Origin of the sequence: Dactylosporangium sp. CS-047395, from assembly GCF_050942185.1 — a bacterium.
In the GTDB taxonomy this organism is placed as follows: Bacteria; Actinomycetota; Actinomycetes; order Mycobacteriales; family Micromonosporaceae; genus Dactylosporangium.
Window position 1 is genome coordinate 7,412,631 of sequence record NZ_CP192015.1, and the last position, 14,264, is coordinate 7,426,894.

Sequence of the window (14,264 nt, forward strand, 5' to 3'; positions counted from 1 at the left end):
TTGACAATTCCCGCCTGCGGTTGGGCATAGAGTGGTGGGCGTGACGCAGACGACGACGCGGCTCACCGGCTATGCCCACGGGGGCGGCTGTGCGTGCAAGATCCCGCCCGGCGAGCTGGAGGCGGTGGTCGCCGGCCTCATGGGCGGCGGCGCCCCGCAGGGCCCCGGCGAGCTGCTGGTCGGCCTCGACGACGGCGACGACGCGGCGGTCGTGACGATCGCGAACGGCACGGCGATCGTGGCCACCGCCGACTTCTTCACGCCGGTGGTCGACGACGCCTACGACTGGGGCCGCATCGCCGCCGCGAACGCGCTGTCCGACGTGTACGCGATGGGCGGGCGCCCCGTCGTCGCCGTCAACCTCCTGGCCTGGCCGCGCGACCTGCTGCCGATGGAGCTCGCGGCCGAGGTGCTGCGCGGCGGGCTCGACGTGGCCCGGGAGGCCGCCTGCCACGTCGCGGGCGGGCACTCGGTGGACGATCCGGAGCCGAAGTACGGGATGGCGGTCACCGGCCTCGCCGACCCCGCGCGCCTGCTGCGCAACGACGCCGGCCGCGCGGGCGTGCCGCTGACGCTGACCAAGCCGTTGGGGATCGGCGTGCTGAACAGCCGGCACAAGGCCACGGGCGAGCCGTTCCCGCACGCGGTGGCCGCGATGACCACGCTGAACCGGGACGCGTCGGAGGCGGCGCTCGCGGCGGGCGCGACCTGCGCCACCGACGTGACCGGGTTCGGGCTGCTGGGCCACCTGCACAAGCTGGCCCGCGCTTCGGGTGTGACGGCGGTGATCGACTCGGGTGCGGTGCCGTACCTCGACGGCGCCCGCAAGGCCCTGGCCGACGGGTTCGTGAGCGGCGGTACGCGGCGCAACCTCGACTGGGTCCGCCCGTACCTCGACGCGGATTCCGTTGCCGAGGACGAGCTGCTGCTGCTCGCGGACGCGCAGACGTCGGGCGGGCTGCTGGTGGCCGGGGAGATCCCGGGCTACCCGGTCGTCGGCGAGCTGGTTCCCGCGGCCGGTCCGACGCTCCGCGTGCGCTGACCGGCGGCCTTCTGCGGTTCGACGACGTACTTCGGGTCGCGGGTGGACGCCACGCCGGCCTCGAAGATGCCGAACCGGGTGGCCAGCGAACCGGCCAGCAGGGCTGCACCGGACAGGGCGGACAGGACGCGGCTGCGGCGGCCCAGCAGGGCACCGGCCGCGCCCGCGAGGTTGAGCCGGCGGGCGGCGCGCAGGAGGCGGCCCGCCTTGCCCGTGCGGTACGGCTCGCTGAGCAGGCCCAGGCCGTGCTCGATGCGGTGGGTTGCGGCCAGTTCCAGGGCGACGCCGCCGACGGCCAGGGCGCGGGCCGGTCCGCCCTCGGACGGTGGGGCGGCGATGAGGCCGACGGCGGCGCCGGAGGCCAGGGCGCTGCCGGCGAAGGCGAACGGCAGGTCGTCGCGGGCGGCGTGCCAGGACGGGGCGGCGGTGTCGGCGATCAGCACGGCCGTGTACGTGGCCAGCGCCGGGGCGAGGGCCGCCGCGCCAAGACCGGCCGCCCGTCCGGCGGCGCCGATTATTCCGCGCGGGCGGGCCTCCGTGACGGCGGCCAGGCCGGCGGCGCCGCCGATGGCGCTGAGGATCCAGGTGCCCATCGACATCGGCGAGGTCGGCTTGGCCACCCGCAGCATGTGGTGGAAGCGCTCGGGGCGGCCCAGGTCGTTGATCAGGAAGTAGGTGCTCACGCCGAGGGCCCCCAGCGCGGCCAGGCGGGCCGCCCGGCGGGTCTTCGGGCGGCCGGTCAGGTCGGCGCCGGCGGCGAGCAGCGAACTGCCGGCGGCCAGGCCACCCGTGAACAGGTACGCGGGGACGTCGTGGCGCCAGACGGGGGTCTTGACGATCTGCCGGCCGTAGTACGAGCGGAAGTCGGCCTTCGGAACCTGGACGTCCTCGCCGCCGTGCTCACGCTTCGGCCGCCGGTCACGGTCGCGCGGGGAGGTCACGGGCGGCGGCCCAGGAACGACACGGCGACGACCGCCGCCGCCATGGTCAGCGCGGCGAAACCCGCTCGCTTCCACATGCCTGGGAGGTTACGCGTGGTGGCGACGGGGGCGGGCGGCAGGCCGTACACCTCGGGCTCGTCCAGCAGCAGGAAGAACGCGCCCTGGCCGCCCACGCCGTCGGCCGGGTCGTGGCCGTAGAGCCGGGCCTCCGGCTTGTCGAGGGCCTCGAGCCGGGCCTCGGCGCGCTCGCGGAGCTCGTCGAGGGGGCCGTACTGGATGGACTGGGTGGGGCAGGCGGTCGCGCAGGCCGGCATCAGGCCGTCGCCGATGCGGTCGTAGCACAGGGTGCACTTCCAGGCGCGGCCGTCACCCTCGCGGCGGTCGATCACGCCGTACGGGCAGGCCGACACGCAGTACCCGCAGCCGTTGCAGATGTCGGACTGCACGATGACCGTCTCGAACTCGGTGTGCATGAGCGCGCCGGTCGGGCAGACGTCCAGGCAGGCGGCGTGCGTGCAGTGCTTGCACACGTCCGACATCATCAGCCAGCGCATGTCGCCGGAATCATCAGGGGCCGGCTGCTCGATGAAGGCCACGTGCCGCCACGAGTTCGCGTCCAGCTGGCCGGTGTTGTCGAAGGACTGGCCGAGCAGGTCGAGGCCGTCGGCGGGTACCGCGTTCCACTCCTTGCACGCCACCTCGCACGCCTTGCAGCCGATGCAGACGCTGGTGTCGGTGAAGAAGCCCATGCGCTCGACGGTCACAGGCCCGCCCTCCGGTTGTAGTCCTCGACCAGGGCGCGCAGCGCGGCCCCGCGCGGGCGGCGGCCGGGCCGCACGTCGCAGGTGCCGACCTTGCTCTCCTGGATCAGCACGTTCGGGTCCAGCACGATCCCGATCAGGTCGTTGGCGGAGTCGCCGGTGGTCAGACCGGAACCGCCCCAGTGGTACGGCAGCCACACCTGGTGCACCGGCCGCCCGTCGATGCGCAGCGGCCGCAGCCGCGGGGTCACCATCACCCGGGCCTCGACCGCGGAGCGGCTGGTGATGACGTGCGCCCAGCCCATGTGCTCCAGGCCGCGCTCGGCGGCCAGGGCCGGCGACACCTCGACGAACATCGCGGGCTGCAGCTCGGCGAGGTAGTCCAGGGTGCGGCTCATCCCGCCGGCGGTGTGGTGCTCGGTGAGCCGGCTGGTGGTGAACACGAACGGGAAGACCTCGCTGCGCACCGGGTTCATCGGGTTCTCGGAGCGCTGGTAGCGCTTGCGGGTCGGGTTGGCCTGCTGCTTGTACAGCGGGTTCTCCACCGGCGACTCGCCCGGCTCGTAGTGCGTGGGCAGCGGCCCGTCGACGAGGCCGCTCGGCACGAAGAGCCAGCCCTTGCCGTCGCCCTGCATGACGAACGGGTCGTCCCCGGCGATCCCGGCCGGGCCGGCGGTGCCGGGCTCAGGACGGTACGACGGCGGCTTGGTCTTCTCGAAGTCGGGCACGTCCGGGCCGGTCCACTCGCCCCTGGACTCGTCCCAGGAGATGTAGGCCTTGCGCGCGCTCCAGGGGCGTCCCTGCGGGTCGGCGGAGGCGCGGTTGTAGAGCATCCGGCGGTTCATCGGCCAGGCCCAGCCCCACTCCAGGCCGATCGGGTCGTCCTTCGAGGCGGGGGTACGCCGCGCCGCCCCGTTCACGCCGCCCGCGAAGACGCCGGAGTAGATCCAGCACCCGCACGCGGTGGACCCGTCGTCCTTGAGGTCCATGAAGCCGGACACCACGTCGCCGGTGGACGTGTCGTAGCCGTTGATCTCCCGCAGGACCGACTCGGCCGAGGGCTCGTCGTGCGGACCGTGCGTGGGATAGTCCCAGGCCAGGTCGCGCACGGCCCGGTCGCGCTCCAGGGTGGACCCGGCCAGCCGGGCCTTGATCAGCCGCCCGAGGTGGTAGAAGAACCACAGCTCGGAGCGGCAGTCGCCCGGCGGGTCGACGGCCTTGTGCCGCCACTGCAGCAGCCGCTGGGTCTGGGTGAACGTGCCCTCCTTCTCCACGTGGGAGGCGGCGGGCAGCAGGAACACCTCGGTCTTGCACTCCTCGGTGACGATCTCGCCGGTCTCGATCTCGGGGGCGTCCCGCCAGAACGTGGCGCTCTCGATCTCGTACAGGTCGCGGACCACGAGCCAGTCCAGCTGGGCCATGCCGAGGCGCTGGGCGCGGCCGTGCGCGGAGCCGACGGCGGGGTTCTGGCCGAGCAGGAAGTACCCCTTGATCTTCCCGTCGAGCATGTTCAGGACCTGCTGGTACGTGCCGTGGTCGCCGGTCATCCGGGGCAGGTAGCCGTAGCCGTAGTCGTTCTCCGCCGTCGCCGCGTCGCCGAAGTACGCCTTGAGCAGGCTCACCGCGAACGCGCGCGCGTTGCCCCAGAAGCCCTTCTGCCCGGGGTGGCGGATCGCGTCGACCCACTCGTCGAACGTGTCGTGCTTGCCGGCGGTCGGCATCGGCAGGTATCCCGGCAGCAGGTTGAACAGGGTCGGGATGTCGGTCGAGCCCTGGATGCTGGCGTGCCCGCGCAGGGCCATGATGCCGCCGCCGGGCCGGCCCATGTTGCCCAGCAGGAGCTGGATGATCGCGCCGGTGCGGATGTACTGCACCCCCACCGAGTGCTGCGTCCAGCCCACCGAGTACACCAGCGCGGTCGTGCGCTCGCGGCCGGAGTTCTGCGTCCACGCCTCGCAGATGGCCGCGAAGTCCTCGGGCGCGATCCCGCACACGTCCCGCACGACCTCCGGGGTGTACCGCGCGAAGTGCCGCTTCAGGATCTGGTAGACGCAGCGCGGGTGCTGCAGCGTCTCGTCGCGCCGGGTGTGCGCCGGGATCGGCGGCCCGTGCGACTCGTGCTGCATCCCGCCCGCGGTCTCCCGGGTGTCCTGCCCGTGCTCCGGGCTCTCCTGGTGGCCCTCGTACTGCCAGGACGCGGGGTCGTAGGCCTGCTTGTCCGCGTCGAAGCCGGAGAACAGCCCCTCGAGGTCCTCGGTGTCGCGGAAGTCCTCGCCGATGATCGTGGCGGCGTTCGTGTACGCCACGACGTATTCCCGGAAGTCCAGCTCGTTGCTGAGGATGTGGTTGACCACGCCCCCGAGCAGCGCGATGTCCGACCCGGCGCGGATCGGCACGAAGCGGTCGGCGACGGCGCTGGTGCGCGTGAACCGGGGGTCGATGTGGATGACCTTCGCCCCGCGGGCCTTGGCCTCCATCACCCACTGGAAGCCGACCGGGTGGGCCTCGGCCATGTTCGAGCCCTGGATCACGATGCAGTCAGCGTTGGCCAGGTCCTGCTGGAAGCCCGTGGCACCGCCGCGACCGAAACTGGTCCCCAGACCGGGGACGGTGGCGGAGTGTCAAATGCGGGCCTGGTTCTCGATCTGCAGCGCCCCGACCGCGGTGAACAGCTTCTTGATCAGGTAGTTCTCTTCGTTGTCCAGCGTCGCCCCGCCGAGGCTGGCGATGCCGAGCGTGCGGTTGAGCGGACGGCCCTGCTCGTCGGCGTCCTGCCAGGTCTCCTCGCGCGCGGCCACCACCCGGTCGGCGATCATCTCCAGCGCCGTGGCGAGGTCGAGCTCCTCCCACTGCGTGCCGTAGGGCCGCCGGTACTTCACCTTGGTCGCCCGCAGCGGGCTGGTCACCAGGCTCTTGCTGGCCGAACCCTTCGGGCACAGCCGCCCGCGCGAGATGGGGCTGTCGGGGTCGCCCTCGATCTGGATGACCTTGCCGTCCTTGACGAACACCTGCTGGCCGCAGCCGACGGCGCAGTAGGGGCAGACGGACTTCGCCACCGAGTCGGCCTGGGTGGTGCGGGCGGTGATCGCCTCGGTCTTGGCGGAGCGCACGGCCTCGGCGCGGCCCGTCGGATCGGGCCCGGTGAGCTGCCGGTAGACCGGCCATCGCCGCAGCCATTCCACGCCCCCGACTCTATGCCACATCCCCGCCCCTTGCGCACCTCCCCCGGCATGACGCATAGTTTGTGTACGCCGTATGTTTACAACGTATACCGGAGGTGGACCATGACGCCGATCGCTGTCGCCGTGCCCCTGGCCTGGCTGCTCTGGCTCGTCCTGACCGAGTGGGTGCCGATGTACCCGCTCAACGACCTGCGGCCCGGCAACCTGCGGGACCGGGTCCTGGCCGCCTGCGTGAACTACCCCTTCCCGCTGGCCATCGCGGCCGGGGTGGCCCTGCACCGGCCGTGGTCGCTGGCGGTGGCGCTGGTGCTGTGCGGGCTGTGCGTCCTGGGCCATGTGCGGGCGTGGTGGCTGCCGTACTTCGGGCGGGCCAGCGCGGGCCAGGCCGAGCAGTACCGGCGGGAGTACGCCCGCACCCTGAAGATCCTCCCGACGGATGGGCACGCCGTCGTCATCGACGTGCAGCACATTGTCGTCGGCGTCCTGACCCTGGCCATGGCCGCTACCACGGCCCTCGCGGCGTTTCTCTAGGGTTGGTGGGTGACTGCTCGCCGTCCCGGCCGGCCCCGCCAGCTGCATCCCGAGGACATCCTGGCCGCCGCGGTGTCGGTGATCGACGCCGAGGGCCTCGACGCGCTGACCATGCGGCGGCTGGGGGCGGCGCTGGGGGTGACGGCGATGTCGCTGTACCGCCACTTCGACAGCCGCGACGCCGTCCTCGCCGGGGTGGTGGACGCCCTCGCCCTGACCGTCGACGTCGCGCCCGCGCCGGACTGGCCGGGGATGCTGCGCGGCTTCGCCGAGGGCTACCGCGCGATGCTCCTGCGCCACCCCCGCGCGGTCGCCCTGCTGGCCACCCACCCGGTCGACGCCGAGCGCGGCCGGGCCCTGATCGCCCCGCTGCTGACGGCGTTCGCCGCGGACGGCATCGACGACGAGCGGGCCGTGACGATCGTGCAGTCGGTCGCGGTGTTCACCCTGGGCCACGCGCTCGCCCAGGTCGGCGGGGAGCCCCCGGACCCCGCGACCGGCCCGTACTACGACGCCTGGTTCGAGGCCGGCCTGAGCGCGCTGGTCCGCGGGTTCTCCTCGTAGCATCGGGTCATGCAGGTGCTGCTGATCGCCGACACCCACGTGCCCCTGCGCGCCCGGACCCTGCCGCCGCCGCTGTGGGCCGCGGTCGACGCCGCCGACGTGGTGATCCACGCCGGGGACTGGGTCGACGTGGCGCTGCTCGACGCGCTGGAGGAGCGGGCGGCGCGGCTGATCGGCGTGTACGGCAACAACGACGGCCCCGACCTGCGCGCCCGCCTGCCGGAGGTGGCCGAGGCCGAGCTGGCCGGCGTGCGCCTCGCCGTGGTCCACGAGACCGGCGCGGCCAAGGGGCGCGAGGACCGCTGCGCCGCCCGGTACTCCGGCCGCGACCTCCTCGTCTTCGGCCACTCCCACATCCCGTGGGACACCGTCGCCCCGGGCGGGCTGCGGCTGCTCAACCCCGGCTCGCCGACGGACCGGCGGCGCGAGCCGTTCTGCACCTACATGACGGCGACCCTGGACGCCGGCGCGGTCAGCGACGTGCAAGTGCACCGGCTGCGCCGATAGCGAGGGCGGCGGCGGCCACCGTCTGCACGCGGTAGTCCAGGACCGCCACCGCGAGCCCGCCGACGAGCAGCGCCGGGCCGGCCGGGACGAACATCAGCGAGTTCGCGGTCGCGGCGGCCCGGCCCAGGCGCTCCTGCGGGACGATCCGCTGCACCGCCGTGATCGCCGCGACCAGCGGGGCCGGCAGCCCCAGCCCCATCAGCACGCAGCCGGCCAGCACCAGCCCCGTCCACGGCGTGGCCCGGGCCAGTGCGCCGGCCGCGACCAGGGCCAGGCCGAGCGAGGCGAAGCCGCCCTCGCCGAGGCGCCGCATCAGCGGGCCCGCGAGCAGGCCGCACACCACCGAGCCGAGGCCCTGGGCGGGCGTCAGCACCCCGGCGCACGCGGGCGGCCGGTGCAGGGCGTCCAGCAGCGCGTACGTCGCGCTGCTCGACCAGCTCGACGCCACCATCGCCGCCGCCGCGGCCAGGATCAGGGCGCGCAGGGTGCGGTCGCGCAGCACCGGGACGGGCTCCTGCACGGCAACCGCCCCGGCCGGCGCGGCCGGCGCGGCCGGCGCGGGCGGCGCGGCCGGCGCGGCCGGCGCGGGCGGCACCCGCAGCAGCAGGAAGGCCGCGCCCGCCGCCGCGAAGGTCAGCGCGTTCAGCCAGGCCACCGCCGGCCCGCCCAGCCAGGTGAACAGGCCCGCGCCGGCGGCGGGCGCGATGAGCTTCATGCCCTCGATGACGGTACGGACGAGGCCGTTGAAATCGCCGCGCAGCTCGACCGGCACCACCGAGGGCAGCAGCGCCGCCTCGGCCGCGTCGATCAGCACCCCGCCCACGCCGACCAGGGTCAGGGCCGCGAACAGCAGCCAGACGTGGCCCGTGGACACCGTGGCCAGGACCGCGCCCAGGGCCAGGTTGACCAGCACGAGCAGGCGGCGGCGGTCGACCCGGTCGGCCACCCCGCCGAGCCACGGGCCGAGCAGCAGGGCCAGCCACATCCCCACGTTCACGATGCCGGCCAGGGCGTCGGAGCCGGTCCGGGTCTTCACCCACACGCCGGCGGCCAGGGCCATCGCCGAGTCGCCGAAGCCCGAGACGAAGACGCCGCCCAGATACAGCCGGGCGTTGCGATCGGACAGCACCCGCGCGGTCGTCAGCATACCCCCAAGCATATACTTGGGGGTATGTCCGACGATGTCCTGCGCGCGCTCGCCCACCCGCTGCGGCTGCGGATGCTCAACCTGATGTGGCCCGGGCCGATGTCCGCCGCCGAGCTGGCCCGGGAGCTGGCGGTCTCGCACGCCCTCGCCAGCCAGCACCTGCGCAAGCTCGCCGCGGCCGGGCTGGTCGAGCTGGCCGAGGAGCGGACCCTGCGGGGCGGGCACGAGCGGCGGTACCGCACCGTGCAGGGCTCCCCGCTCTCCGACCAGCGCGACGGCACCGCGTTCCTGGCCGGGACCCTCGCCCACGGGCTGCGGGAACGGGCCGCCCGCCGCGACCCGGAGCACCCCGGGGTCACGACGGACGGCGAGTTGTGGGTGGCGCCGGAGGCCTGGGAGCGGTACCGGGAGGGGATCCAGTCGCTCGGGGACGCGCTGCACGCCGCGGCCCGGCCGGCGCACACCCCGGGAACCGTTCCCGTCGCGGTGACGGTCCACGCGTTCCGGACCGGCGCTAGCGGCAGGGCAGCGAGCGGTACAGGCGAAGGGACACCACCGCGAGCCACGTGAAGATGACGAGCACGCCCGCGATGAAGCCGATGGTGAAGCCGGGCGCGCCGCTGCCGGTGGCGATCCCGACGAACGCCAGCAGGAAGACCGTGCCGGAGACGCGCGAGTAGCGGGCGAGGCCCGGCGACTGGTGCCGGGCCAGCACCCAGGCCGCCGCGGCCACGCACAGGAAGCCGATCGCGCCCGCCACGAGGTGCCCGATCCCGTGCCAGCTGACGGTGCCGATCCCGTCCGGGGTGCCGGCCGGGAAGCCCAGGGCCGGGTCGGCGCGCAGCAGGCCGGCCGCGATCATCGACGCCCCGAACACGCCGACCAGCCGGGCCGTCCACGGGCTCGCCGGCACCGCCCGGCCCAGGCCGGCGGCCGCGGCCAGCACCATGAGGCCGCTCAGGATGAAGTTCGCGATCTGGATCCAGCCGAGCGAGCCGTTGCTCAGCAGGCTCCACGAGTGCCGGGTCAGCTCGAAGCCGTCCCGGGTCAGCGCCTGGGCGAGGCTCACCACCACGTAGAACGGGCCGGCGAGCACCCCGTAGCCGAGCAGCGAGCGGGTCACGCGGTTGGCGCGGATGTCAGCGGAAATCGTCGTCATACCCATGCCTCGAACGGCCGGCCCCGGATCCGACATCGCCCTACCAGAAATCTCCGGCGCGATAGTCGCACGCCAGGACCCCGCCCGGCGGCAGGGCGGCGACGGGCAGGACATAGGTGCTGCCGTCATCGTCCGGGGTCGCGACAAAACCCTTCAAGCCGACCACCCCGGTTGTACCGCTCCAGCGCCGCCACCCCCGCCGCACGTACAACCCGGCGGCGCCCTCGGCGGCCGAGAGGGCACCGATGTCGTACCCGGCTCGTATGATGCGTTCGGACTCGTCGAGCACGGCGGCGGCGTAGCCGAGGCGCTGGTGATCGGGGTGGACGGCGACCGCCTCGAGGTACCCGGCCCGCAGCGGCAGCCCGTCGGCGAGCAGCGAGCGCTGCACGACCGCGGCGTGGGCGACGATCCGGCCGCCCGCCTCGGCCAGCACGTGCAGCCCGCCGAGCGCGTGCGACCAGTCGTGGTCGTCGAACCGGCCCGCGAACGCGGTGTCGAGCATCGCCCGCAGCTGCGCCCGCTCCCCCGCGCCCAGGTCAGCGGTGTGCACAACCCTCATCGCTGCATCCTCGCCTTGCCGCGGTTCTCGCGCACGATCCAGGCCACGTCCGGGTCGGCGGTGTGCACAACCCTCATCGCTGCATCCTCGCCTTGCCGCGGTTCTCGCGCACGATCCAAGCCACGTCCGGGTCGGTCGATGCCGCGAGGCGCTCGAACACCTGGAGGCCATGCGGTCTGTCCGCCGCGACCGCCACGCTCCACGTGTAGCCGAGGGCCTTGCGCAGCGTCCGCACGTCCTCGCGGCGGCGCTCCGCCGCGGGCCGGGCGGCGAGGGACGCCGTCACCGCCGCGCAGACCGCGACCGCCCGGGCCGCGGCCGCCGGGGTCTTGAGCAGCCGGGGCTCGCACAGGCCGGCGACCGCCGCCCGCTGCACGAGCGGGTGCGGGTCGCCGGCCCAGTCGTCGGCGAGGTCGAGCAGCCACGGCAGGTCGGTGTCGGCCCGCCGCTGCAGGGCCATGGCCACGCCCTCCCGCACCCGCCAGCGCGGGTCCGTCGCGTGCCCGCGCAGGAGCACGGGGTCGGTGAGGGCGACGACCCCGCACAGCGCCAGGTACTCCTCGCCGCTGCCGATCAGCGCCGCCGCCCGCTGCGGGCCGGCCACGTCCGCGACCGCCTGGGCGAGCTCCAGGTTGGCCCGCGGCCCGGGCAGCCCGCCGTGTTCGCGCAGGTAGGGGGCCCAGTCGTCGAGGGCACGCAGCGCCGCCGCGTACTCCTGCCGACGCCCCATGGGCCAAACCCTAGCCGTACATCTTCGGCTCGACCATCACCAGCCAGTTGCCGCTGTTGTCGCGGAAGACGGCCTCGACGCCGTACGGGCGGTCCTCGGGTTCCTGCACGAACTCGACGCCCTTGGCCTTGAACTCGGCGGCGGTCTTGCGGCAGTCGTCGACCCGCAGGCCGAGCCCGCCCATGCCGCCCTTCTCCAGCTGGCGGCGCACGAACGCGGCCGCCTCGTCGTCCAGCGGCGGGCCCGGGACCATGAGCGTGATCTCCGGCTCGGGGTGGTCGGGGTGCTTGACGGTGACCCAGCGGAACTCACCCATGGTGACGTCCATGCTGGCCTCGAAGCCGAGCACGCCGACGTAGAAGTCGCGGGCCTTGTCCTGGTCGAGCACGTACACGGTGACGAGGGAAACGTTCGTAATCATGCCGGCGACGTTACCGGCCGTCACCGGGGGCGCCTTCTCGAAAATTGCGGACGACGCCGGCCATGAACAGCCAGCAGCCGGGCACGTGCGGCGCGCCGGCGACGGCCCAGCGGCCGCGGTACACGGCCGGGCTCTCCCCGACCAGTCTCGTGAACTTGGCGGAGAACGAGCCCAGGCTGGTGAACCCGACCGCCATGCACACCTCGGTGACCGTCAGGTTCGCGGAGCGCAGCAGGTCCTGGGCCCGCTCGATGCGCCGGCGGGTCAGATACCGCATCGGCGTCTCGCCGTAGGCGCCCTCGAAACACCTGATGAAGTGGTACTTCGACACGCCCGCGACGGCCGCCACGCCGTCGAGGTCCAGCGGCTCCGGGTAGTGCCGGTCGAGGTGATCCCGCGCGCGGCGCAGGTGGGGCAGCAGGTCCGCCGGCACGGTCACGCCCGTCACAGTACGCGACACGCCCGACAGCCGGGGTGACCTGCGGGGGGACCCCGGATCGGCCGTTTTCGGGAGGAGCCGGGGGATGCGCGCGCCGCCGCTTCTCCGCTAGCGTGGCCGGGTGCTCGGCAACCAGAGATCTCGATACGTCTTCCCGGCCGCGGCCGCGGTGGTGCTGCTGGGAGTGCTGGTCGGCACCGTCGCGTGCGGCCCGCACAAGACCGGCAACAGCGCCCAGCCCGGTGCGGCGGCGGGCGGCCACAGCAGCGTCGAGCCGACGCTGTCCGTCGAGCCTCCCGTGGTACCGACCGAGCCCGCCTCCCCCACGCCCAGCCCGACGAAGGCCAGGCCCACGCCGAGCAAGTCGCCCGCGAAGACCGCCGAGGGCGGCTATGCGATCCGCCCGCCCGGCACCGGCCACGGCCCGGCCAGCTCGGCGTCGCGGACCGGCGGCACCACGGTCGCGCTGACCTTCGACGACGGCCCCGACCCGGTCAACACGCCCGCGATCCTGCAGGTGCTGCGCGAGAACGGGGTCAAGGCCACGTTCTGCATGGTCGGCTTCCGGGTCCGCGACCATCCGGAACTCGTGCGCCAGATCTACGCCGACGGCCACACCCTGTGCAACCACTCCTGGCAGCACCTGATCGACCTGGCCAAGCGCGACCCGTCGTACATCGACTGGGACCTGCGCAAGACCAACGAGGCGATCCACGCCGCGGTCGGCGCCGACGCCCCGATCAAGTACTTCCGCGCCCCGGGCGGCAACTTCACCCCGGACCTGGTCGCCAAGGCCAAGTCGCTGGGCATGTCCTCGATCTACTGGGACGTCGACCCGCAGGACTGGAACCACAAGCCCGACGCCAACGACCAGGCCCACATCCAGCGCGTCATCTCCCAGATCAAGTCCCACGTCCGCCAGGGCTCGATCATCCTGTCCCACGACAACGCCCAGCCGGACACGATCGTGGCGTACCGCCAGCTCATCCCCTGGATGAAGCGCTACTACGCCCTGGAGCGCCTGCCGGTCTAACCGCGGGCCGGGCGCCTCACCTGCGCTATCGTGACGCCGATGGACGAGCTGAGCGGGCGGGGGACGCGGGTGGGCGATCCACGGGTGTTGGTGGTCGGGGCGAGCATCGCGGGCCCCGCGCTGGCCCACTGGCTGCACCGGCGCGGAGCCCGGGTCACCGTGCTGGAGCGGGCCCCCGAGTTGCGCCCCGGCGGCCAGGCGGTGGACGCGCGCGGCGTGGCCAAGGACGTCATCGACCGCATGGGTCTTGCCGCATCGGTACGCGCGGCCTGCACCGACACCGCCGGCGCGCACACCGTGGACGCGGCCGGCCAGGTCCTGGCGACCTTCAGCGCCGAGGACGACGGCGGCGACGGCTACATCGCGGACATCGAGATCCTGCGCGGCGACCTGTCCCGGGTGCTGTACGACGACACCCGCGACAGCGTCGAGTACCGCTTCGGCGACCGGATCGCCGAGCTCACCCAGGACGCGGAGGGCGTCGACGTCACCTTCGCGGCCGGCGACCGCCGCCGCTTCGACCTGGTGATCGGCGCCGACGGCCTGCACTCGGCCCTGCGCGCGACGGTCTTCGGCCCGCACGAGCGCTTCGTCCGCCACCTCGGGCACGTGCTGGCCTTCTACAGCGTGCCGAACGACTTCGGCCTGGACCGCTGGCTGCTGGAGCACCAGGACCAGGCGTCCGGCCGCTCCGCCCTGCTGCGCCCGATCCAGGACGCCACCCGCGCGATGGCGATGTTCTCCTTCCCCTCCCCCGACTTCACCGTCGACTACCGCGACATCCCCGCCCAGAAGGCGCTGCTGCGCGAGCGCATGGCCGGCCTGGGCTGGCTGACCCCGCAGCTCCTCGCGCACCTGGACGACACCCCGGACTTCTACCTGGACCAGGTCGCCCAGGTCGTCATGGACCGCTGGTCGCACGGCCGCGTGGCCCTGCTCGGCGACGCGGCGTTCAGCTCGTCCCCGCTGTCCGGGCAGGGCACCGGGCTGGCCCTGGTCGGCGCCTACCTGCTGGCCGGCGAACTCGCCGCCGCCGGCTGGGACCCCGACGCCGGGTTCGCGCGCTACGAGCAGCTGATGCGCTCGTACGTCGAGGCGAACCAGGAGATCGGCCGGCTCAACGCCCGCACCCGCGACGTCCCGCACCCGGACGCCGAACCACTCCCCGACTTCACCGGCGACTGGTTCGGCGAACTGCTCGTGCGCGCGATCAACGGCGTGGAGCTGCCCGAGTACGCGTAGGCC

The 14,264-nt window shown here is 73.6% G+C and carries 16 protein-coding genes; 7 read left to right on the forward strand and 9 right to left on the reverse strand.

Annotation, left to right across the window (positions count from 1 at the left end; translation table 11 throughout):
• Positions 1-31: 31 nt before the first annotated feature.
• On the forward strand, positions 32-1,042 hold the full coding sequence (gene selD, locus ACQP00_RS34880) for a selenide, water dikinase SelD (RefSeq protein WP_433203854.1): 1,011 nt from the start codon (positions 32-34) through the stop codon (positions 1,040-1,042).
• On the opposite strand, the gene nrfD is transcribed toward selD, so the two are convergent.
• From nrfD to fdh, 3 genes are read right to left on the reverse strand one after another with little or no spacing between them, the layout of a single operon-like run.
• Positions 985-1,983, reverse strand: coding sequence for an NrfD/PsrC family molybdoenzyme membrane anchor subunit (nrfD, locus tag ACQP00_RS34885; RefSeq protein ID WP_433203857.1), 999 nt, complete (start codon positions 1,981-1,983; stop codon positions 985-987). The genes selD and nrfD overlap by 58 nt on opposite strands.
• Positions 1,980-2,732 carry a 4Fe-4S dicluster domain-containing protein gene (locus ACQP00_RS34890; RefSeq protein ID WP_433224098.1) on the reverse strand — a complete coding sequence of 251 codons (753 nt, stop codon included), beginning with the start codon at positions 2,730-2,732 and terminating at the stop codon, positions 1,980-1,982. Before ACQP00_RS34890 ends, nrfD begins: the two co-directional genes overlap by 4 nt.
• A gap of 11 nt (positions 2,733-2,743) precedes the next feature.
• Positions 2,744-5,947: a formate dehydrogenase gene (gene fdh, locus ACQP00_RS34895; protein WP_433203860.1), complete on the reverse strand. Its 3,204-nt coding sequence runs from the start codon at positions 5,945-5,947 to the stop codon at positions 2,744-2,746.
• An 81-nt stretch (positions 5,948-6,028) separates the two neighbouring features.
• Here fdh and ACQP00_RS34900 point away from each other — a divergent pair, with 81 nt between their 5' ends.
• From ACQP00_RS34900 to ACQP00_RS34910, 3 genes are read left to right on the forward strand one after another with little or no spacing between them, the layout of a single operon-like run.
• Positions 6,029-6,457 carry a hypothetical protein gene (locus tag ACQP00_RS34900; protein ID WP_433203863.1) on the forward strand — a complete coding sequence of 143 codons (429 nt, stop codon included), beginning with the start codon at positions 6,029-6,031 and terminating at the stop codon, positions 6,455-6,457.
• 9 nt (positions 6,458-6,466) lie between these two features.
• Positions 6,467-7,021, forward strand: a complete 555-nt coding sequence (locus ACQP00_RS34905; protein WP_433203866.1) for a TetR/AcrR family transcriptional regulator — start codon at positions 6,467-6,469, stop codon at positions 7,019-7,021.
• Positions 7,022-7,030: 9 nt separating this feature from the next.
• Positions 7,031-7,528: a metallophosphoesterase family protein gene (locus ACQP00_RS34910; protein WP_433203869.1), complete on the forward strand. Its 498-nt coding sequence runs from the start codon at positions 7,031-7,033 to the stop codon at positions 7,526-7,528.
• Here the strand turns inward: ACQP00_RS34910 and ACQP00_RS34915 are convergent.
• Positions 7,494-8,675: an MFS transporter gene (locus ACQP00_RS34915; protein ID WP_433203872.1), complete on the reverse strand. Its 1,182-nt coding sequence runs from the start codon at positions 8,673-8,675 to the stop codon at positions 7,494-7,496. The genes ACQP00_RS34910 and ACQP00_RS34915 overlap by 35 nt on opposite strands.
• A 24-nt stretch (positions 8,676-8,699) precedes the next feature.
• Here ACQP00_RS34915 and ACQP00_RS34920 point away from each other — a divergent pair, with 24 nt between their 5' ends.
• A complete protein-coding gene (locus ACQP00_RS34920) occupies positions 8,700-9,245 on the forward strand; it encodes an ArsR/SmtB family transcription factor (RefSeq protein WP_433203875.1) in 546 nt (181 codons plus the stop codon).
• On the opposite strand, the gene ACQP00_RS34925 is transcribed toward ACQP00_RS34920, so the two are convergent.
• The 5 genes from ACQP00_RS34925 to ACQP00_RS34945 form a co-directional block, all read right to left on the reverse strand.
• Positions 9,190-9,834 (reverse strand): DUF998 domain-containing protein, encoded by a 645-nt coding sequence (locus ACQP00_RS34925; protein WP_433203878.1) that lies wholly within the window; start codon positions 9,832-9,834, stop codon positions 9,190-9,192. The two genes, ACQP00_RS34920 and ACQP00_RS34925, sit on opposite strands and share 56 nt — an antisense overlap.
• A gap of 40 nt (positions 9,835-9,874) precedes the next feature.
• Complete coding sequence (locus ACQP00_RS34930) at positions 9,875-10,396, reverse strand: GNAT family N-acetyltransferase (protein WP_433203881.1); 522 nt, start codon at positions 10,394-10,396, stop codon at positions 9,875-9,877.
• A gap of 73 nt (positions 10,397-10,469) precedes the next feature.
• A complete protein-coding gene (locus tag ACQP00_RS34935; protein ID WP_433203884.1) occupies positions 10,470-11,126 on the reverse strand; it encodes a hypothetical protein in 657 nt (218 codons plus the stop codon).
• A gap of 10 nt (positions 11,127-11,136) precedes the next feature.
• A complete protein-coding gene (locus ACQP00_RS34940; RefSeq protein ID WP_433203887.1) occupies positions 11,137-11,547 on the reverse strand; it encodes a VOC family protein in 411 nt (136 codons plus the stop codon).
• A 10-nt stretch (positions 11,548-11,557) separates the two neighbouring features.
• The gene (locus tag ACQP00_RS34945) at positions 11,558-11,986 is read right to left on the reverse strand and encodes a helix-turn-helix transcriptional regulator (RefSeq protein WP_433203890.1); all 429 of its coding nucleotides are present in this window, start codon (positions 11,984-11,986) and stop codon (positions 11,558-11,560) included.
• A gap of 121 nt (positions 11,987-12,107) precedes the next feature.
• On the opposite strand from ACQP00_RS34945, the gene ACQP00_RS34950 reads away from it, so the two are divergent.
• Together ACQP00_RS34950 and ACQP00_RS34955 are read left to right on the forward strand one after the other, a co-directional pair.
• A complete protein-coding gene (locus ACQP00_RS34950; RefSeq protein WP_433203893.1) occupies positions 12,108-13,019 on the forward strand; it encodes a polysaccharide deacetylase family protein in 912 nt (303 codons plus the stop codon).
• A 39-nt stretch (positions 13,020-13,058) separates the two neighbouring features.
• Positions 13,059-14,261 carry an FAD-dependent monooxygenase gene (locus ACQP00_RS34955; RefSeq protein ID WP_433203896.1) on the forward strand — a complete coding sequence of 401 codons (1,203 nt, stop codon included), beginning with the start codon at positions 13,059-13,061 and terminating at the stop codon, positions 14,259-14,261.
• The last annotated feature ends 3 nt before the right edge of the window (positions 14,262-14,264 follow it).

Coding starts and splice junctions, on each gene's coding strand:
- ACQP00_RS34940 (WP_433203887.1), bottom strand. CDS start 11,547: ATGATTACGAACGTTTCCCTCGTCACCGTGTACGTGCTCGACCAGGAC.
- ACQP00_RS34910 (WP_433203869.1), top strand. CDS start 7,031: ATGCAGGTGCTGCTGATCGCCGACACCCACGTGCCCCTGCGCGCCCGG.
- ACQP00_RS34900 (WP_433203863.1), top strand. CDS start 6,029: ATGACGCCGATCGCTGTCGCCGTGCCCCTGGCCTGGCTGCTCTGGCTC.
- ACQP00_RS34930 (WP_433203881.1), bottom strand. CDS start 10,396: ATGAGGGTTGTGCACACCGCTGACCTGGGCGCGGGGGAGCGGGCGCAG.
- ACQP00_RS34955 (WP_433203896.1), top strand. CDS start 13,059: ATGGACGAGCTGAGCGGGCGGGGGACGCGGGTGGGCGATCCACGGGTG.
- ACQP00_RS34890 (WP_433224098.1), bottom strand. CDS start 2,732: ATGGGCTTCTTCACCGACACCAGCGTCTGCATCGGCTGCAAGGCGTGC.
- ACQP00_RS34935 (WP_433203884.1), bottom strand. CDS start 11,126: ATGGGGCGTCGGCAGGAGTACGCGGCGGCGCTGCGTGCCCTCGACGAC.
- ACQP00_RS34920 (WP_433203875.1), top strand. CDS start 8,700: ATGTCCGACGATGTCCTGCGCGCGCTCGCCCACCCGCTGCGGCTGCGG.
- ACQP00_RS34925 (WP_433203878.1), bottom strand. CDS start 9,834: ATGACGACGATTTCCGCTGACATCCGCGCCAACCGCGTGACCCGCTCG.
- ACQP00_RS34915 (WP_433203872.1), bottom strand. CDS start 8,675: ATGCTGACGACCGCGCGGGTGCTGTCCGATCGCAACGCCCGGCTGTAT.